The following is a 19,284-nucleotide window of genomic DNA, read 5'->3' on the forward strand; positions in this document are numbered from 1 at the left end:
GCCCATGGCCTACGACGAGGACCTGGTGGAGCGCATCCGTGAAGTGATCGCCACGACCAAGGGTGTCACCGAGAAACGGATGTTCGGCGGCCTGGCGTTTCTGGTGGACGGACATATGACCGTAGCCGCGAAACGCGAAGGTGGCCTCTTGGCGCGCTGCGATCCCACGGAGACCGAGGCTCTGGTGACCAGGACTCACGTCAGCCGGATGGTGATGGGCGGGCGCGAGATGGCCGGCTGGCTGAGCATCGAGGCAGAGGGTGTGCGCACCCGGCGGCAGCTGGAGCCGTGGGTCAAGCGCGCCCTGGTCTACGCCGGCTCGCTGCCGCCCAAATAACGCGCGGCGGCTGCTATCCGCCGCGCAGCACCATCAGCTTCTGCATATCCGCCAGGCCCTGCTCCTGTGCCTGCCCCAGGAAGGTCGGCAACGGGGCCTGCACCTCGGGCAGCACCTCGTTGTCGATGATGCCTTGCAGCCCGGCCTCTTTACCGCCGCGGCCTGCTTGGTTCTCGATTTCTTGCTCCCCGGAAAGCGTTGAATAATCATAGAATTCGCGATCCGACGGCCGCGTACTATCGACCTGCATGCCGCCTGGCTTCCAATACGAGTAGTTGGCCAGCTTGGCTTCCGCGGTGCGGACCGCCACGATGTGGCTGGGCGCCGAGGTGGGAATCTCACTGGGTGCCGCGATCTCGCCCATCAACTTCTGTGTGTGTGGAGATTTCATCAGCGTGGTCATCTCTTCTACCGACATGTCATCGGTGACGTGTGCAATCCACTTGCGTCCTGCCACATTGTTTTTGGCGATACTGGCGATATCAGCGCGGGCAGCCAGGTACGAGAAACGCGGATCGGTACGCCACCCGTTGCCACCGGAGCCGATGGTCAGCAGCAGTGGAGCCAGGTCGACGCTGGAGGTCAGCTGCGTGCGCGTGTCCCCCGGCTTTGGGGTGAGCACCCCGTGTGGATCGCGGATGTACAGGGGAACCCTAATTGACTCCTCGTAGGCGGTAGCCCCCTTGCCGCGCAACCCGTGTGAGCCCCCGTACTCGCCGTGATCGGAGGTGAAGACGACCACCGTGTTGCGGTCGACGTCCGGACGCGATGCCAGCTTGTCGAGAACCCGCCCGATCTGAGCGTCCACCTGCTGTTGCAGCCACAGGTACATGTCCAGGCAGCGGGCCCATTGGCGGGCCATGTCTGGGCCTGAATAAGGCACGGCGCCGGTCATGATCGGCGACATGAAATTGGCGTAATCGATCTGCAGCTGCGGCTTGCGATGCTGACGCAGCTCATCGGGCGTCTGAAAATTGGCGGGGACATTATTGAACCAGTGCGGAACATCTTCTGGAAGAGGTTTTCTCGGCCACCAGCAGATGTCGTGCGGATTGACCAGCGACACCGTGGTGCACCAGGGCCCCTTGCCCGCTTCCGCGTCGAACCACCCGGCGAACTGGTCGACGATCCCTGGGTCCTTCTGCAAACCCTGGTTGGGAGCCCCATTGGGCGAGGGGAATGTTCCACCCGAGAAACCGTGTGCGTCAAGACCTTCGGGATTGGTATCGCTCCAGTCTCCGAGGTGCCACTTCCCCCACCACCAGGTGCGGTACCCCTGCTGTCGCAGCATGGTGCCCCAGGTGGGGAACTGCGGAGCCAGGCTCGATTCACTGGGCCCTTCGCCGGTGAACAGGCAGCCGGTCTGGTGCGAATACAGCCCCGTCGTCATGGCTCCTCGCGATGGGGTGCACATGTTCGACGCGGTGTAGTGCGAGGCGAAAGTAACGCTTTCCCTTTGCAATCGGCTAAGACTCGGCAAGAGGTTGGTGAGTTTCTGGATATCGGGGAACCACTGCGGGGCCCTCATCTGGTCCACGATGATCACCAAGATGTTCGGCTTGTTCCCGCTTGCCGCCGGCGAATCAGTACGCCCCGGCTTGCGGAGCAGTTCATACCCCCCGAAGCCCACGGCGGCGGCACCCGCCGCGACTGCCCCGGTGGTAAGCACTGTTCTGCGGTTGAGCTCGGCCATGGATCCAACGTAACCGCAATTCCTGGCAATGAACGGTGAAGAACCCTGCCAGTTTTGGGTACGACGCGCTACGGCTGCGCGGGAGCGGCCGGCGCCGACGGCGGCGGGCCCGCCGGAGCCGTAGTCGCGGGGACGCCGGGAACGGCATTCGAGCTACGCGGTGGCGCAAGGGGCGCCGGTGCCGGAGCAGGTGCCGGGGCGGGGGCCGCCGGGGGCTGGGTACCCATGATCTCGATCTCGCTCACCGACACCAGACCGTTGAAGGCGTCCTGCCGCTGGCCGCTCTTGTTCACGATCGACACCCCGGGTTCGGTGGCCTCGATGACCATGGTCACCGAATCAGTCACCACATTCACCTTGATACTCGCCAGCGCACGACTCACCGGAACCTGCTGCTTGACCGAGCTGCCATCGCTGAATTCCCAACGCACCCGGGTGATCTTGCGGTTCTGGGCGAAGCGGTCGGACCCGTCGATATCGGTCTTGGCGTATCCGGGGATCAAACCCACCGAGGTGATGAGCGTCGGATGATCGAACTTGGCCGTGATCGACTGCCCGTCTTGTTCCTTCCACTGGCACCGCCACGCGGTGAGTGGGTCGTTATCGAACGCCTTGGCGGGGTCGTAGACGTATTTCACCCCGTTGCTGTCGGTGCCGTCCTCGGCCTGGACGCAGTTGGTGGACACATCCACCGGCTTAAGGGCACTCGAGGGCGCAGCAGGTGGCGCCGTGGAGACCGGCGCCGCAGCGCTGCTCGTCACCTTCGGGTCATTCGGCGGCAGCATTCCGTGCGTCGGCTGCTGGGTGGTTCCATCCCCACGCACCGCCATGTATCCGACGTAGCCGAGGCCGACGATCACAAGCAGACCCGCGAGCATCGCGAAGGCCATGATGATCCCGCGATGCGATCGCGCATTGGGATCACGCCACGGATCGGAGAACTGCACCTGCGCGGCCAGGGCTGGTGGGCACGCGGGCAGCTGCGCCAAGGCCTCGCGCAGATCGGGGCGCGTATGCCACAGCCGCAGCAGTTGATCCTGCGGTAGCGCCGGGTTGTGCGCGGCGGCGAACTCCGCGTCGTAGTCCGGCGCCGGTCCGTAGTTGTATGGACCGGTCATGGGCGGCCATTATTCCGCACGAGTGGGCGTCGGGGTCCACAGGTAGCCGCCCGCCATGCCGGTCTATTCACGGTTATCCATGTTCCTTACTCGCCCCGATCGAGTATCCGCAGGCCCGCCGCGTGGTCCGCCGGAGAATCGTCACCATCTTCGGACGTGCTACTTTGGCCGCTGGTATCTGCATGACCCAGAGGAGCTCCGATGACCAGATTTGTGGTGCCAGCCGCCGCGAGCGTGCTGATCGGGCTGCTGCTGGGCGCTGCGGCCGTGTTCGGTCTGACGCTGTCGGTTGAACAGGACAAGAAGCCCGTCGTGACCGGCATCGATCCGTCGACGGCAATCCTCAACCGTCCCGATTACGGCAACCGGAGCTGACATCGCGCGGCTCCCGGCAGCGCCGCGCCGCATTTCCTGAACCGTGACGCACCGCCTTGATTCTTCCCCGCTGAGCCGGCGGTGGCTCGCGGTCGCATCGGGACTCGCTTTACTGCTGACCTTCGCTCAATCACCCGGACAGATATCTCCGGATACCAAGCTGGATCTGGCGATCAATCCGCTGCGGTTCGCCGCGCGGGCCCTGAACCTGTGGAGCAGCGATCTGCCGTTCGGGCAGGCACAGAACCAGGCGTACGGCTACCTCTTCCCCCACGGCGCCTTCTTCTCGGTGGGTCACCTGCTCGGGGTGCCGGCCTGGGTGACGCAGCGGCTCTGGTGGGCACTGCTCATCGTGGCCGGGTTCTGGGGTGTCATCCGGGTCGCCGAGGCGCTGGGTATCGGTACCCGCGGCTCCCGGCTCATCGCGGCGACCGCCTTTGCGCTGTCTCCCCGGGTACTGACGACCCTGGGCGCCATCTCGTCGGAGACGCTGCCCATGATGCTGGCCCCGTGGGTGCTGTTACCGGTCATTCTGGTGTTCCAGGGGCGGATGCCTCCACGCCGGGCCGCGGCATTGTCGGCCGTCGCGGTCGCACTGATGGGTGCGGTCAACGCCGTCGCCACCGCTCTGGCCTGCGGGGTGGCCTTCATCTGGTGGCTTGCCCACAGGCCGAACCGCACGTGGTGGCGATTCACGGCATGGTGGATTCCCTGCCTGGCGCTGGCCACCACGTGGTGGATCGCCGCCCTGCTCATCTTCGGCAAGATCAGCCCGCGGTTCCTGGACTTCATCGAATCCTCCGGTGTCACCACGCAGTGGACCTCGCTCACCGAGGTGCTGCGCGGAACCGACAGCTGGACCCCGTTCGTGGCCCCGACCGCGACGGCGGGGTCCTCACTGGTCACCCAGTCGGCCATGGTCATAGCCACCGCGATGATCGCCGCCGTCGGCATGGCGGGGTTGGCCATGCGCGGCATGCCGGCTCGCGGACGGCTGGTCGCGATACTTCTGGTGGGCCTGGTGCTGCTGACGGCCGGATACACCGGAGCACTCGGATCACCTGTGGGCCAGCAGATTCAATTCTTCTTGGACGATGGCGGCACACCGCTGCGCAATGTGCACAAGCTCGAGCCACTGATTCGTCTACCACTGATTCTTGGCCTGGCGCATGCGTTATCGCGGATACCGCTGCCGGCGAGCGTGCCCGTACGCGAGTGGCTCGCCGCGCTGGCACGCCCGGAGCGCAATCGGGCAGTTGCCTTGGCGATCGCGCTGTTCGTGGCACTCGCCGCGAGCACTTCGCTGGCCTGGACGGGCCGGCTGGTGCCCCGCGGCGGTTTCGATGCCATCCCCGGGTACTGGCAGGACACAGCGCATTGGCTGGCCGATCATGATGACGGCGGGCGGGCACTCGTGGTGCCGGGAGCCCCGTTCGCAATCCAGACCTGGGGCCTCACCCGCGACGAACCCCTGCAGGCTCTGGGCCAAACCCCTTGGGGTGTACGCGATTCTATCCCGTTGACACCACCGGAAACCATTCGTGCCATCGACTCCGTGCAGCAGCTGTTCGCCGCCGGCCGTCCCTCGGACGGGCTGGCCGACACGTTGGAGCAGCAGGGCATCTCGTACCTGGTGGTGCGCAACGACCTCGATCCCGATACGTCCCGTTCCGCCCGCCCGATCCTGGTGCACCACGCCATTGAAGGGTCCCCCGGACTGACCAAGGTCGCCCAGTTCGGCGACCCCGTCGGGGCCGGGACCGTGGAGGGCTTTGTCGCTGATAGCGACCTACGCCCAAAATATCCGGCGGTCGAGATCTATGCGGTGGGCCGGCAAAAGGCCTACGGAGATCCGTATTTCACGGACATCGACAGCATGCCCCGGGTAGCGGGCGGGCCCGAGGCCCTGCAGCGTCTGGGCGAGCGGCGCCGCCAGCTGAACCAGCCACCGCTGGGCCCATCCCTGTTGGCCACCGACGCCGCGCGGGCGGGTCTGCGCCCCGGGCCCGCGATGGTCACCGACACTCCGCTGGCTCGCGAGACCGACTACGGGCGCGTGGACGACCATTCCTCGGCCATCCGCGCACCCGGGGACAAACGCCGCACCTTCAACCGGGTGCCCGACTACCCCGCCACCGGGGTTCCCCTCGTCAACGGAAGCTGGACCGGCGGAACCATCACCGCGTCCAGTTCCGCCTCGGATTCCACGGCGCTGCCCAATGTGGCACCCGGCACCAGCACGGCGGCCGTCATCGACCGTGACAACGCGACAAGCTGGGTCAGCAGCTCACTGGAAGCTGCTCTTGGACAATGGATCCGAGTAGATCTGGATCGGCCTATCACCAACGCGATTCTCACCGTGACACCGAGCGCCACCGCATTGGGAGCGCAGGTGCGGCGGCTGGAGGTCGAGACCGACAACGGCACCACGTCGGTGCGGTTCGACGAGCCGGGTAAACCCCTGGACATCGCGCTGCGGCCGGGGGAAACCAACTGGATCAAGGTGACAGCCACCGGTACCGAAGACGGCACCTCGGGTGTGCAGTTCGGGATCACCGAGCTGTCCCTCACTCAATACGATGCCGCCGGATACGCCCATTCCGTCGATTTACGCCACAGCGCAATCATTCCCGCGCCGCCCGCGGGAGCCGCGGTGCTTGGCTGGGACCTGGGATCACCGCTGGAGGGGCGACCCGGCTGCATGCCGTCACCGGAAAGACTGCGCTGCGCAGGGACGCTCTCGCTCTCTCCCGAGGAGCCGGGCACCTTCATCCGTACACTGACTGTGCCCCAGCCTGTTTCGCTTACGCCTTCGCTCTGGGTACGGGCCCGCTCCGGGCCGCAGCTGCGCGATTTGATCACGCAGCCCGGAACTACCACGGCCTCCGGCAGTGCCGACCTGATCGACCTGCGGGGCTCGTCCTATGCGGCGACCGACGGTGATCCGGGCACCGCCTGGACGGCACCACAGAACTCGGTACTTCGCGAGCATCTCCCCTCTCTTGTGATCAAACTTCCCGAGCCTGTCGCCGTCGGCGGTATTCGATTGCGCCCCAGTAGCACCGAGGTCCCCGCACACCCCAAGCAGGTAGCGATCGATCTCGGGGATGGTCCGCAGGTGCGTTCCATCGATCCCAAGGCCGACACCTCCACGCTGTCTCTGCATCCGCGCGTGACCGACACCATCACCGTCACGGTGATGAACTGGACCGACATCATCGACCGGACCGCGCTCGGAACCGATCAGAACAAACCGCCCGGTATTGCCGAACTTGTCGCACTGGACACCAGCGGTCGGCCGATCGCTCCCGCCGACGCAAACACCAACGACAATCGCGTGATCAAAATCGGTTGCGCGGATGGGCCGGTGCTGGCGCTTGCCGGGCGTTTCATCCCCATGTCCATCACCACCACGGTGCGGAAGCTATTGGACGGCAGTGCCATCCAGGCCACTCCGTGCGATACGACACCTATCGAAACGGGCGCGGGGCCTCAGGACGTCACCGTCAACCCTCGCCAGCAGTTCATCGTCGACGGTGTCCAGCTCACCGCACCGGGCCCGGCACCGACCACCGCCACCGCAACAGCGGCAGTCAAGGGCAGATGGGATGCGGCACGGCGTGAGGTCTCCACGGATCCGTCACCGCGGGACCGGGTGCTCGTAGTCCCCGAAAGCATCAACCCCGGGTGGGCGGCCCGCGACGGACAAGGACACACGCTCGACCCAATACGGGTGAACGGATGGCAGCAGGGCTGGGTGCTTCCGGCCGGCGTCCGCGGCCCGATCACGCTGACCTTCGGCCTCGACACCTGGTACCGCGCGGGACTCTTCGGTGGGCTGGCGCTGCTTCCCGTTCTGGCGCTGCTGGCCCTGATCCCGGTACGGCGAAAAACCGCACTGCCTCAGGTGATCCCCTGGGGCTCCGGCCCGGCCGCGGGTGTCGCGGTGCTGGCCGCCCTCACGGCCATCAGCGGCATCACCGGAGCCGTGGTGGGACTGGCCGCCCTGGCGTTCAAGGTAGGAACACGCTGCCCGCTACGCGTACTCACGGCAGCGGGCGCATATATATCGGGCGGCTCGCTTCTGCTGGCCGGGGCGGCTCTCTCACGACATCCGTGGCGATCGGTGGGCGGCTACACCGGCCACTCATGGTGGATTCAGCTGTTGGCGCTGATCTCCGTGGCCACAGTGGCCTTCGCCGCGGTGCGGCTCCCTTCCCGAAAGCCAGCGCGCCGTTTCTGGAAGCGCCGTAATGCCTCGCGTGACGGGGATTCCACCAGCGCGTAACTGACAGCGGCCATCGCGAAGCCAAAGATCAACGTCAGAATCAGCACCAGTGGGAAGTGACCGCTGAACGGAAAGCGACCGATCACGGTGAAGACCATGTTCAGCGCCGCCAGATGCCAGATGAACAGGCCATAGGACCATCGCCCGAGTGTCACCATCAGGGGGCTGCCCAGTATCCGGTGCGGCGTGCCCGGGGTATCCAGCGTCAACGGCAACAGCAGCGCCCAAGCCAGCGTCGCACCCATCGCGATCTTGACGGCGTACTGATGCGGTGGTGCCTGCGTCAGGCCCTCCGGGCCGGCCAATGGGGACGCGGCCACTGCGAATGCGACGAGGGCCACCACGGCGAGCAGCAGCCGTCGGCGCGCCAGGCGCTGCGTCCAGGCGGGCGGTGCGGCGCTCCACTCGGCCAGCAGCATGCCCGCCACGAACCATGAGAAGAAGGCCGGTGGCCATGTCAACGGATTGATGCCGACGGTGGTGTGGAAGGGGATGAACGCCCACCCGAGGCTGGCGGCTCCGGCCATCACCAGTACCGGGGCACGCCAGCGCAGCGGTGCCCGCCGCATGATGAGCGCGATGGCAGGCAGCGCGATGTAGAACGCGACCTCCACCGCCAGGCTCCACATCTGTGTCAGACCCGCCGTGAGTGTTAGCGGAACGTACAGCTGAGTGAGCGTCAGGTTGGCGGCCCAGACCACCCAGTTGGCCCCCGCAGCGTCCGGCAGCAGCAACAGGATGACGAAGACGGCGGCCAGGTAGGCCGGGACGATGCGGACGAACCGCGACGCGAAGTACCGCCCGGTCGACTGGGGTGCGGGCCCATCGTGCGCCGCCAACGCGTGTGGCCGCCACAGCAGAAATCCCGATAGCGCGAAGAAGACTGCCACTGCCAGGTCAAAGCGGCCCAGGATGCGGCCATCAACGCCGCCATTGTGGCCGGTTTGGAATGCGGTGTGTGTGACGACGACCCCCATCGCGGCACAGGCGCGCATGCCCTCCAATGCCGGGACGAAGCCCCGGGCATGGACGGCCGGAGCCGATACGTGCGCTGCTGTCACCCCGCCGAGGGTACGGTTCTAAGTCGATCCGGCGGCGTTTGACCAGAACGAGACCGGTGAATCCGTAACATCGCCGAATGACCACCTGATGGCAGCGGCTGTTAGGGTCAGACAGATTTGCCCTGGGCATGCAGTGTCATCCGGCCACCGCCGGGACCAGGGTTACCGCACGTTAAGGAGGGTTCGGCGACTGTGAACCGCGGGGTCATGATGCGTATCGCAGCGTGCGGACTGCTGGGGCTCGGCTCGGCTCTTATCATCGCCGCGCTGTTGCTCAGCACGTACACCAGCAACCGGCTTGCGAAGATTCCGCTCGACTGGGACGCCACTTTGGTGAGTGAGGGCAAGGGCCGCGCCCTGGACCCGGCGTCGCTGTCCGGACAGAAGTTCATCGCCGACCCGGATAAGCCGCTGGCACTGCAGGAGCAGATCAGCACGGTCAGCCCCGCCGATGCCACCAAGGTCGGCCTGCAGGCGGGCATCACCCTGCGACGGACCGACAAGCAGGGCGACGCCGGATTGATTCTGGCCACCGTCGACACCGTCACCGTCGATCGTCACTCCGCCGAGGCCATCTCCAGCGATGACAACCCCGGCGGCAGCGTGCAGAAGCCGCGCGCCATCGAGGACGAGACGCCCCCGACGACGATCGCGCTCAAGCACGAAGGGTTGAGCTACCGGTTCCCCTTCGATACCGAGAAGAAGACCTACCAGTACTTCGACGTGGTCGCCCAGCGCGCCTTCGACGCCAACTACACCGGCGAAGAAGATGTCAACGGACTCACCGCCTACCACTTCACCCAGAACGTCGGCTACGACGCCAACGGCAAGCTGGTGGAGCCTGTCTCTTACCCCTCGCTGTACGACAAGGACGAGGACTCCAAGGTGACCGCGCGCGCCGTGCAGTGGGGTGTGGAGGCCGAGCGCGAGGACGAAGAGATCACCATGACCCGTTACTACGCGGCACAGCGCGAGTTCTGGGTCGACCCGGTCAGCGGCATCATCGTCAAGAGCAAAGAGCATGCGCTGCACTACTACTCGCGTGACGCGCTCAAGCCCGAGGTTCCGATGGTCGACTACACCGTGCAGTCGAACGACGAAACCGTCGAGAAGCAGGTGAAGGCCGCCCGCGATACCCGCGACAGCCTTTCCATCTGGTCGAACATCCTGCCCATCACCTTTGCGGCCCTAGGCGTCGTGGCGCTCGTCGGCGGCGGCCTGCTGGGCTCGTTCAGCCTGCGGGCCGAGTCCGCGCTGATCGATCCCGGTCTGGATACGGTGGATCACGGCTTCTTCGGCCGCCGGAGCCCGGAGAAACCCTCCGCCAGCGAGGCCGACACCGACAAGTTCCCGTCGCCTCGAAACCACCTCTAGCCGGGACGCCTTGCGCCGCACAGGCCTTATTGCGCCGCTGTACGCACTGGGCTTGGCAGCGGCGATTACCGCACCACTTGCCGCACCCGGCTATCTGCTGATCCGCGACGCCGTCTCGACACCGCGCTCGTACCTGACCGATGCGGCCCTGGGGGTCGGTGAAGCGGCTCCGCGCGCCGTTCCACAGGACTTCTTCATCGCTCTCGCGACAACGCTTGTCGACGGCGGATTCCTTGTCAAAATGCTTCTCGCAGTGGGTTTATGGCTTGCCGGCTGGGGGGCGGCACGTCTGTCCGCCCACCTGGTTCCCACTGCCGGAATCCCCGGAGAGCTGGTAGCGGCCACCATCGCGGTCTGGAATCCCTATGTGGCCGAACGACTTCTGCAAGGACATTGGAGTCTGCTGGTCGGCTACGGGTGCCTGCCGTGGGTTGCACTGACGACAATCCGGCTGCGATCGGGATCCGGTGTCGGCGCCTGGTGCACGCTGGCATTCTGGATCGCCTTGGCCGGATTGACACCCACCGGAACAGTGCTCGCGCTGATCGTCGGGCTTGCGGCAGCGCCGGGCCTGCGGTCACGGCTGGGCGTACCGACGATCTCGCTGCTGGCCTCGATGCCGTGGCTGGTGGCTTCGGGGCTCGGAACCGCCATACCTGCCGGGGACGAGGCGGGGGTCCACGCCTTCGCGGCGCGCGCCGAGCCTGGGTTGGGCACGCTCGGAAGCCTGGCCTCGCTGGGCGGTATGTGGAACGCGGCCGCGGTGCCGGCCTCACGCACGACTCTGTTCGCGTTGGCCTTCTCGGCAGTACTCCTGTTCGTGGTGGCCGTGGGCGTAGTGGTGCTGTGGCGCACCCGGACAGCGCTCGGGCTACTCGGCATAGCCGGTGCGGCCGTGGTCATCCCGGCACTGCTGGCAACGGGCCCGGGGCTGACGCTGACCACCTGGCTCATCACCGAAGTGCCGGGGCTGGGCATTCTGCGTGATGGCCAGAAATGGGTGGCATTGGCGGTGCCGGGGTACGCGGTGGCCGGCGCGGCGGCCGTCACCGTGCTGCGTGAACGTTCCTCGCAACTTGTGGCTTCCGGGCTAGCTTGCACCGCACTGATATTCACACTTCCCGACCTGGCGTGGGGGGTAGGTGGCCGCGTCGAATCGGTGACCTATCCGGCCGGGTGGGCCGCAGTCGCGGCCGGCATCAACGCCGATCCGCATCCGGTGGCGGTGCTGCCCGCGGAAACCGTGCGGCAATTTCCCTGGACCCCGTCCGCGATCCCGGTACTGGATCCGTTTCCGCGCTGGATCCGCGGTGACACGGTGAGCAGTGGAGATCTACGCGTCGATGGGCGCGACGTACGCGGGGACGGCGCCCGGGGACGCCACGTCGCCGAACTGCTGCGCACCGGGGCCGCACCGCGCGAGCTCGCGGCACAGGGCGTCGGCTGGGTGGTGGTGCAGGCGAAAACTCCTGGTGAGCAAGGTGTTTCGTCAGCAACACTGACACAGCTCGAGCCCGTCTACCGCGACGGTGACATCGCGCTCTATCGCGTACCCGGGCCGTGGTCACCCATCGGAGCATCGTCGAGTCGGCGCGTCACCGTCATCGCGGCGCACCTGGTGTGGGTAACACTGCTGGCCGCGGGCACCGCCCCCGCGATCAGTTGGTTGCGTGGTCGACGGCGCGCGCCGTGATCAGGCGGGGATTTCGACCTGCGGAGCCGCCACCGGTTCCTCACCGATAATCCCGGATATCGGGACGCCGAGAACTGCCGCCTTGAGCACGGTCCACACACCGGATGCGCTGCGCTGCCACGACAGATCGGCACAGCGAGCTCGCGCCGCCTCGCCCATTCGGTAGCGAAGCTTGTTATCCGCCAACAGAGTCGCGGTGTGCCGGACAAACTCGTCCTGATCGCGGGCCAGCAGGCCGGTGATGCCGTCGGTGACCGAATCGGTGAGCCCACCGGAGGAGCGGTAGCCGATCGTGGGAACGCCGTGCTGCGCGGCCTCGGTGACCGCCAGGCCCCAGCCCTCCTTGCGCGACGGCATCAGGTGCACCCAAGCGCGTTGCAGTACCCGGTGCTTGGCCTCCTCGCCGAGGTAGCCGTGAAATGTCACCGAGTCGGAAATACCAAGCCGCGCGGCATGTTCCACCAGCGGATCCATCCACCAGCCATCCCCGACCACATCGAGGTGCACATCTGAGACGTGATCGCGCAGCAGCGCAAGAGTGGTCAGCGCGTGTTCGATCTGCTTATGCGGCACCAGGCGCGAGAGCACCACGACCCGTGGTGTTTCACTGCGCACACCGTCCAGCGCACCGACTGCCGGCAAACCCGGAATCTCGTCGATACCGTTGCGTACCACCGCAATCCGCCCGGGCGCTACACCCAGCGACACCAGGTCCGATGCGGACGGTTGCGAGACCGTCAAATATTGGTTGCGCCGATGCATCCGCGGAGACAACCGCGATTCCAGCCACCAGCCCAGCCTGCCGATGAGCTGCCCGGCGACGGGCCACTGCTCGCGGTGGCAGTGATGCACGAGTACAACAACGGGCGCACTGACCACGGTGCTTGCGAAAAAAGGGATGCCATTCTGGGTGTCGATGACGACATCGGGCCGCACATCACGCAGTGCCCCCAGGCCTAAGCGGCCGGCCAGCAGCGACAGCAGCGCCCGCGGATACACCGTGAAACGCCCGCCGCCGCGCGAGATGTGCACTCCGTTGACCACCTCGCGGCGGGGGGCGCCCGGGTAGGCGGCGCATCGCAGCGTCACCTTCACGCCGGATGCGGCCAGTTCGGCACCGATGCGCTGCAGGTAGGTTTCGCTGCCGCCACCCTGCGGATGGGCGGTATCGCGCCAACACAACATGAGGACCTCCCGCGGGAGGCCCTGCTGATCTGACACTTCGCTCAACACCGCTATGCACCCTAGGCCGTTAGGGTGGGCCTCCAGAAATTCCGTCTCCCCTAATAAGGAGACCAAGCAGAACGAGAACCCGTGCCGGAAATCACTGACCTGTTTGCCCAAAGGGCCACCCTACGGCGTTCTGCCAGCTTGTTATCCTCTTTCCGGTTCGAGCAGAGTGCGCCAGAGAAGTTTTACGGCACGGTGGCGCAGGACACAGTTCACCTGGTCACCGACTTGTGGCGACAAGAGACGAACGCCGGGCTGCGGGGCCGCACGGTGCTGGATGTCGGGGGTGGACCGGGCTACTTCGCCTCGGCCTTCGCCGACGCCGGAGCGCGGTACGTCGGCGTCGAGCCTGACCCCCGTGAGATGCATGCGGCCCCCGAGGGAACCCCGGGCATCCACGACCCACGAGCGGCCTATCTGCGCGCGTCCGGAATGGCCCTGCCGATAGCCGACGACAGCGTCGACATCTGCCTGTCCTCGAACGTCGCCGAACATGTACCGGAGCCCTGGCGGCTCGGCGCGGAAATGCTGCGAGTCACCCGGCCGGGCGGGCTGGCCGTCTTGTCCTACACCGTCTGGCTCGGTCCGTTCGGTGGCCACGAAATGGGCCTGACGCATTACTTCGGCGGCGCCCGCGCCGCCCGGCGGTACACCCGCAAGCACGGCCATCCGCCCAAGAACAACTACGGGTCGTCACTTTTTGCGGTATCGGTGCGCGATGGTCTCGAATGGGCCCATGAGACGGGCACACTGGTCGCCGCATTTCCCCGCTACCACCCAAAATGGGCATGGTGGATCACCAAAGTTCCCGCTGTGCGGGAGGTTCTGGTGAGCAATTTGGTACTTGTGCTGCGCCCCCACTGAATCAGGAATTGCAACAGGTTCCACTTCCCCTGACTGCCCGGTAGTGTTGCGTACGTCACGCAACGAGGCGGACATGAAACGGAAGTCACGACACCTTGACTGAGCAGACAGCGACGCATGAGGACGTTGCACGCCCCGCGGAATCACAGCGGGACCCGGAGACCTTGCGCGGCGCACTGGCCGATTGGATTGCGGTCCAATTGCCATCCGATGCCGCACTGAGTGTGGATCACGCGGAGCTGCCCAGCGCCAACGGCATGTCCAGCGAGACGATCCTGGCCGATGCACAGTGGACCGAAAACGGTGAACGGGCCGCCCACCGCCTGGTGATCAGGACGGCACCGCAGCCCGATTCGAGCCCCGTGTTCCCCACCTATGACATGCGCCGCCAGTTCGATGTGATGGACAAGCTCGGCCAATACACCAGCGCCGTGGTGCCTCCGGTGCTCTGGTACTGCGACGACCCCTCCGTGCTCGGCGGAGAGTTCTTCGTCATGAAGCGCGTCGACGGGGAGGTCCCGCCCGACCGTATGCCTTACACGTTCGGATCCTGGGTGACCGAGGCCTCCGACGCCGACCGCCGCAAAATGCAGCGGCTCACCATCGACCAGATCGCCCGGGTTCACTCCGCCCCCGTTGAGGAGTTCGCGTTCCTCGACGACGCCCGCGAGGGCGAGACAGGCCTGGATGCCCACGTACGCCGGACCCGGGACCTCTATGAGTGGGTGCGCGGCGACGGCCCCGCGATCCCGCTTATCGACCGCGGATTCGAGTGGCTGCGGGCGAATTGGCCGACCGAATCTCTGCGCGCGGCAGACACGGTCAGCTGGGGAGATTCGCGCCCGGGAAACGTCATCTATCAAGACTTCGAGCCGGTGGCCCTACTTGACTGGGAGATGGCCACCATCGGACCGCGCGAGCTCGACCTGGGATGGATCATCTTCCTGCACAGGTTCTTCCAGGACCTGGCCGAGATCGCGGGCCTCCCCGGGCTGCCCGGCTTCTGCCGGCGCGAAGACATCGCCGCCGAGTACGCCGCCCTCACCGGGCACCACGCGAGTGACCTGGACTTCTACACCACCTATGCAGCGTTGCAACATGCCGTGATCATGGTTCGAATTCAAATGCGTGCCATGGCCTTTGGCATGGCAGAGATGCCGAATGACCCCGATGACCTGATCCTGCACAGGGTCACCCTGGAGAAAATGCTGGACGGAAAATACTGGAGCGAGGTCTCCGCGTGAGCCTGTCTCCCTTCGACGATTACCCGATCCATCAGATCGCCGATGTGGTCCGTCATGTCGGCACCTCGGACCGAAACTTCTACGACCGCTACTACTTCGGCTGTCACGGCGGCCGCGCCGACCTGCCGTACCTGATCACCGGGCTGGGCGTCTACCCGAACCTGGGTGTCACCGATGCATTCGCATCCGTACGCAATGGCGAGGACGTCGTGGTGTTCCGCGCGTCGCGTGCGCTGGGAGACGACCGCGCCGATCTTAAGGTCGGGCCGTATCGCATCGAGGTTGTCGAAGGCCTGAAGAAGGTGCGGGTGATCCTGGAACCCGGAGACGACTACGACCTCGCCTTCGATATCACTTACACCGGCGAGATACCGGCCTCCCTGGAGCCGGGTCATTACCAGCGCCAGCTCGGCCGTGTCATGTTCGATACCTCGCGATTTGCCCAAACCGGTACCTGGGCAGGCCAATTGACGGTCGATGGCACCACCCACGAACTCGATGGCGTCAACTGGTCGGGCAACCGGGACCGCTCCTGGGGCATCCGGCCCGTCGGCGAGGGTGAGCCCGCCGGGCGGCGTGCCACCCTGGCGGGCGGCTTCTTCTGGCTCTACAACGTGATCTCGTTCCCCGAATACTCGATTGTGTTCATCAACCAGGAGGACGAGCACGGAACCAAGGTGGTCAGCGGTGCACGCCGGGTATGGCGCGATCCGGCGAAGGGGATCGAGGAACTCGGCCCCATCACGCACGACATCACCTTGGTTCCCGGCACTCGCGAGGCGAGTTCTGCGGTAATCACGTTGGGTGACATCACCATCACCGCCGAGATAGTGCTGCCGCACTATTTCGGCTTCGGTACCGGATACGGCCTGGATCCGGACTGGCGCCACGGCATGTGGCAGGGCGACCTCGTCGTGCAGGGCAAGCGGTACAAGACCGCGGAGCTGGACGCCACACTCAAACTGCTCTGCCCCGTCGACAATCTCGCGACGTTCCACCTGGTCGAGAACGGCGTCCAGACCCACGGCAGTGGACTGTTCGAATTCGGGCCCATAGGCCCACATAAACCCTCCGGCTTCACCGGGTTCGTTGATACACATCAGGAAAGAGACAGCGATTCATGACGAATTACGACAAACTCTTCATCGGCGGCGTATGGACCGAGCCGGCCACTGACCAGGTGATCGAGGTCATCTCGCCCGCTACCGGACAGAAGGTGGGCCAGTGTCCGCTGGCGTCGCCCGCCGACGTCGAAGCCGCGGTAAGCGCTGCCCGCCGCGCCTTTGACGACGGACCGTGGCCCAAGCTGACTCCGCACGAGCGCCAGGCGATATTGCAGAAGGCAGTTGCCGGGCTGGAGGCCCGTAAGGACGAAATCTGCAAGGCCATCGCCGACGAGACCGGCGCTCCTCCTATGGTTATCGAAACATTGCAGTGGTTGGGTGGCTTCGGTGCCATCCAGTACTACGCCAATGCGGCGGACGCGGTGAAGTGGAAGGAACTGCGCAACGGCGCCTACGGCCAAACGGTGGTAACCCGGGAGCCCGCCGGCGTGGTGGCCGCCATCGCGGCCTGGAATGTGCCGCTGTTCCTGGCGCTCAACAAGATCGGCCCGGCGTTCCTCGCGGGGTGCACGGTGGTGCTCAAGCCCGCTGCCGAGACTCCGCTGTCAAGCTTCATCCTGGCTGAGGTGTTCGCCGACGCGGGCGTGCCCGAGGGCGTGCTGTCGGTGGTACCCGGTGGGGCCGAAACCGGTCGGGCGCTGACCAACAACCCCGACGTCGACGTGTTCAGTTTCACCGGCAGCACCGTCGTCGGTAAGGAGATCGCCGAGATCGCCGCCAGGAACCTCAAGAAGGTCACCCTCGAGCTGGGCGGCAAGTCGGCGGCCATCGTGCTGGAGGATGCCGACCTGGCGTCGGCCTTGCCGATGCTGGTGTTCGCGGGCCTGATGAACGCGGGCCAAGGCTGCGTCAACCAAACCCGGGTGCTGGCACCGCGGTCACGGTATGACGAGGTTGTCGACGGCATTGTGGGGATGGTCTCGCTGATGGGCGTCGGCCTGCCCGACGATCCCGCCACGCAGGTGGGCCCGCTGATCACCGAGAAGCAGCGCGCCCGTGTCGAGGGCTACATCGCCAAGGGCATCGAGGAGGGCGCACGGCTTGCTTACGGCGGCAAGCGCCCTGAAGGTCTGGACGGCGGATACTTCGTCCAGCCAACGATTTTCGCCGATGTCGACAACTCGATGACCATCGCGCAGGAGGAAATCTTCGGCCCCGTGCTGTCGATCATCGCCTACGATTCGGTGGACGAGGCCATCAAGATCGCCAACGACTCCAACTACGGTCTGGCCGGCAGCGTGTGGACCACCGACGTGCCCAAGGGTCTGGAGGTCGCCGCGCAGATCCGCACCGGCACCTATGGCATCAACTGGTATGCCTTCGACCCCAGCTGCCCGTTCGGCGGCTACAAGCAGTCCGGCATCGGCCGGGAGAACGGGCCCGAGGGCATCGAGGAGTACTGCGAGCTCAAGAGCGTGCTGCTGCCGATGGGGTACACCCTGGAATCGATCTAGCCATCGCGTGCGAGCCTCACGCGGAAATCTTGCCCGAAAACCGCGTGAGGTTCGCGCTCGACGCTAGGGTTCGACGGTGTCCACCACCGCCGAGGCCGACGCTGCTCCAACGGGTCTGCGCAAGGTGGTCGCCGCATCAATGGCCGGCACCGTCGTCGAGTGGTACGAATTCTTCCTCTACGCCACGGCCGCCACCCTCGTCTTCAACAAGGTCTTCTTTCCCGCGGTTCAGGCCGGAGGCAATGACCTCGACAACATCATCAAGGCTTTCCTCACCTACGCGGTAGGGTTCGTCGCCCGACCCATCGGCGGAATCGTGTTCGGGCACTTCGGGGATCGCTACGGACGCAAACACCTCTTGCAGATCGCGATCGTGCTGGTCGGCGTGTCCACCTTCCTCATGGGCTGCCTGCCGACCTTTGCGCAGATCGGCTACGGGGCCCCGATCCTGCTGGTGGTGCTGCGATTCCTGCAGGGTTTCGCGGTCGGCGGGGAATGGGGCGGCGCCGTGCTGCTGGTGGCCGAGCACTCCCCCGACTCGCAACGCGGCTTCTGGTCGAGCTGGCCGCAGGCGGCGGTACCGCTCGGCAATCTGCTGGCCACTCTGGTACTGCTCACGTTGTCGTGGACCCTCTCCGATGCCGCCTTCCTGGCCTGGGGCTGGCGTGTCGGATTCTGGCTGTCGGTCATCATCGTGGCCATCGGGTACTACATCCGCACCCGGATTTCCGATGCGCCGATCTTTCAGGAGGCACGCAAGGAGATCGAGGAGAACAAGGCCAGCTCGTACGGCGTCGTCGAAGTGTTCCGGCGGTATCCGCGCGGGGTGTTCACCGCCATGGGGCTGCGGGTGGCCGAGAACATCCTCTACTACATGGTGGTCACCTTCTCGATCACCTATCTCAAGATCGAGCTGCACATGGATACCAGGCGAATCTTATTGCTGCTCTTAATTGCTCATGCGGTTCAAGCGGTCACCCTGCCGATCGTGGGCCGGTACACCGATGTCGTGGGGCGACGTGCGCCGTATGCATTGGGGGCCCTGCTGGCGGCGGGGTGGGGCTTCATGGCGTTCCCGATGTTCGACACCCGAGACGAATGGGTGATCCTGGCGGCCATCGTGATCGGTCTACTGGTGCACTCGCTGATGTTCGCGGGGCAGCCGGCCATCATGGCGGAGATGTTCCCCACTCGTATGCGCTATTCGGGGGTGTCGGTGGGCTACCAGGTGACCTCGATCTTCGCCGGATCACTGGCCCCGGTCATCGGCACCGCACTACTGAGCAAGTACCACAGCTGGGTACCGGTGGCTATATACCTCGCCGCCGTTGCCCCCATCACGCTCATTGCCGTCTGGGCACTGCCAGAGACCAAGGGCAGCTCGCTGCATGCACTGGATGCCGCCGACAGAGCACGCGCCTGACGCTAG

12 protein-coding genes and 2 pseudogenes are annotated in these 19,284 nt (G+C 65.7%); 10 read left to right on the top strand and 4 right to left on the bottom strand.

Annotation, left to right across the window (positions count from 1 at the left end):
- The first annotated feature begins 4 nt into the window (after positions 1 to 4).
- The gene (locus tag BB28_RS22420; RefSeq protein ID WP_046255114.1) at positions 5 to 337 is read left to right on the top strand and encodes a TfoX/Sxy family protein; all 333 of its coding nucleotides are present in this window, start codon (positions 5 to 7) and stop codon (positions 335 to 337) included.
- A 13-nt stretch (positions 338 to 350) separates the two neighbouring features.
- Here the strand turns inward: BB28_RS22420 and BB28_RS22425 are convergent, their stop codons facing one another.
- Together BB28_RS22425 and BB28_RS22430 are read right to left on the bottom strand one after the other, a co-directional pair.
- Positions 351 to 2,030: a sulfatase-like hydrolase/transferase gene (locus BB28_RS22425; protein WP_046255115.1), complete on the bottom strand. Its 1,680-nt coding sequence runs from the start codon at positions 2,028 to 2,030 to the stop codon at positions 351 to 353.
- A gap of 68 nt (positions 2,031 to 2,098) precedes the next feature.
- Positions 2,099 to 3,148 (bottom strand): NADase-type glycan-binding domain-containing protein, encoded by a 1,050-nt coding sequence (locus BB28_RS22430; RefSeq protein WP_046255116.1) that lies wholly within the window; start codon positions 3,146 to 3,148, stop codon positions 2,099 to 2,101.
- A gap of 201 nt (positions 3,149 to 3,349) precedes the next feature.
- On the opposite strand from BB28_RS22430, the gene BB28_RS24795 reads away from it, so the two are divergent.
- Positions 3,350 to 3,523 (top strand): DUF2613 domain-containing protein, encoded by a 174-nt coding sequence (locus tag BB28_RS24795; protein WP_005063958.1) that lies wholly within the window; start codon positions 3,350 to 3,352, stop codon positions 3,521 to 3,523.
- A gap of 43 nt (positions 3,524 to 3,566) precedes the next feature.
- Complete coding sequence (locus BB28_RS22435) at positions 3,567 to 7,811, top strand: DUF3367 domain-containing protein (protein WP_046255118.1); 4,245 nt, start codon at positions 3,567 to 3,569, stop codon at positions 7,809 to 7,811.
- Here BB28_RS22435 and BB28_RS24800 read toward each other — a convergent pair.
- Positions 7,724 to 8,872: pseudogene (locus BB28_RS24800) on the bottom strand (acyltransferase family protein); the annotation flags it as partial. The gene BB28_RS22435 and the pseudogene BB28_RS24800 sit on opposite strands and share 88 nt — an antisense overlap.
- A 192-nt stretch (positions 8,873 to 9,064) precedes the next feature.
- On the opposite strand from BB28_RS24800, the gene pgfA reads away from it, so the two are divergent.
- Positions 9,065 to 10,246 (top strand): cell envelope lipid trafficking protein PgfA, encoded by a 1,182-nt coding sequence (gene pgfA / locus BB28_RS22445; protein WP_030097323.1) that lies wholly within the window; start codon positions 9,065 to 9,067, stop codon positions 10,244 to 10,246.
- Positions 10,247 to 10,256: 10 nt separating this feature from the next.
- On the top strand, positions 10,257 to 11,939 hold the full coding sequence (locus tag BB28_RS22450; protein ID WP_109550465.1) for an MmpA family trehalose lipid delivery protein: 1,683 nt from the start codon (positions 10,257 to 10,259) through the stop codon (positions 11,937 to 11,939).
- On the opposite strand, the gene BB28_RS22455 is transcribed toward BB28_RS22450, so the two are convergent.
- Complete coding sequence (locus BB28_RS22455) at positions 11,940 to 13,172, bottom strand: glycosyltransferase family 4 protein (RefSeq protein ID WP_109550464.1); 1,233 nt, start codon at positions 13,170 to 13,172, stop codon at positions 11,940 to 11,942.
- 81 nt (positions 13,173 to 13,253) lie between these two features.
- Here BB28_RS22455 and BB28_RS22460 point away from each other — a divergent pair, with 81 nt between their 5' ends.
- From BB28_RS22460 to BB28_RS22480, 5 genes and pseudogenes are all read left to right on the top strand, one after another.
- Positions 13,254 to 14,033 carry a class I SAM-dependent methyltransferase gene (locus BB28_RS22460; RefSeq protein ID WP_046255119.1) on the top strand — a complete coding sequence of 260 codons (780 nt, stop codon included), beginning with the start codon at positions 13,254 to 13,256 and terminating at the stop codon, positions 14,031 to 14,033.
- Between the two features lie 43 nt (positions 14,034 to 14,076).
- Positions 14,077 to 15,277: pseudogene (locus tag BB28_RS22465) on the top strand (phosphotransferase family protein).
- Entirely contained in the window at positions 15,274 to 16,401 is a 1,128-nt protein-coding gene (locus BB28_RS22470) for an Rv3169 family protein (RefSeq protein ID WP_046255121.1), read from the top strand. Before BB28_RS22465 ends, BB28_RS22470 begins: the two are co-directional and overlap by 4 nt.
- Positions 16,398 to 17,855, top strand: coding sequence for an aldehyde dehydrogenase (locus BB28_RS22475; protein WP_046255122.1), 1,458 nt, complete (start codon positions 16,398 to 16,400; stop codon positions 17,853 to 17,855). The genes BB28_RS22470 and BB28_RS22475 overlap by 4 nt, the downstream gene beginning before the upstream one ends.
- A 76-nt stretch (positions 17,856 to 17,931) precedes the next feature.
- Positions 17,932 to 19,278 (top strand): MFS transporter, encoded by a 1,347-nt coding sequence (locus BB28_RS22480; protein WP_046255123.1) that lies wholly within the window; start codon positions 17,932 to 17,934, stop codon positions 19,276 to 19,278.
- Positions 19,279 to 19,284 lie beyond the last annotated feature (6 nt).

This window comes from Mycobacteroides chelonae CCUG 47445 (genome assembly GCF_001632805.1).
GTDB lineage: Bacteria > Actinomycetota > Actinomycetes > Mycobacteriales > Mycobacteriaceae > Mycobacterium > Mycobacterium chelonae.

What these genes read in the sequence shown, in the direction of transcription:
- BB28_RS22420 (WP_046255114.1), top strand. Translation starts at nt 5, where the DNA reads ATGGCCTACGACGAGGACCTGGTGGAGCGCATCCGTGAAGTGATCGCC.
- BB28_RS22430 (WP_046255116.1), bottom strand. Translation starts at nt 3,148, where the DNA reads ATGACCGGTCCATACAACTACGGACCGGCGCCGGACTACGACGCGGAG.
- BB28_RS22425 (WP_046255115.1), bottom strand. Translation starts at nt 2,030, where the DNA reads ATGGCCGAGCTCAACCGCAGAACAGTGCTTACCACCGGGGCAGTCGCG.
- BB28_RS22475 (WP_046255122.1), top strand. Translation starts at nt 16,398, where the DNA reads ATGACGAATTACGACAAACTCTTCATCGGCGGCGTATGGACCGAGCCG.
- BB28_RS24795 (WP_005063958.1), top strand. Translation starts at nt 3,350, where the DNA reads ATGACCAGATTTGTGGTGCCAGCCGCCGCGAGCGTGCTGATCGGGCTG.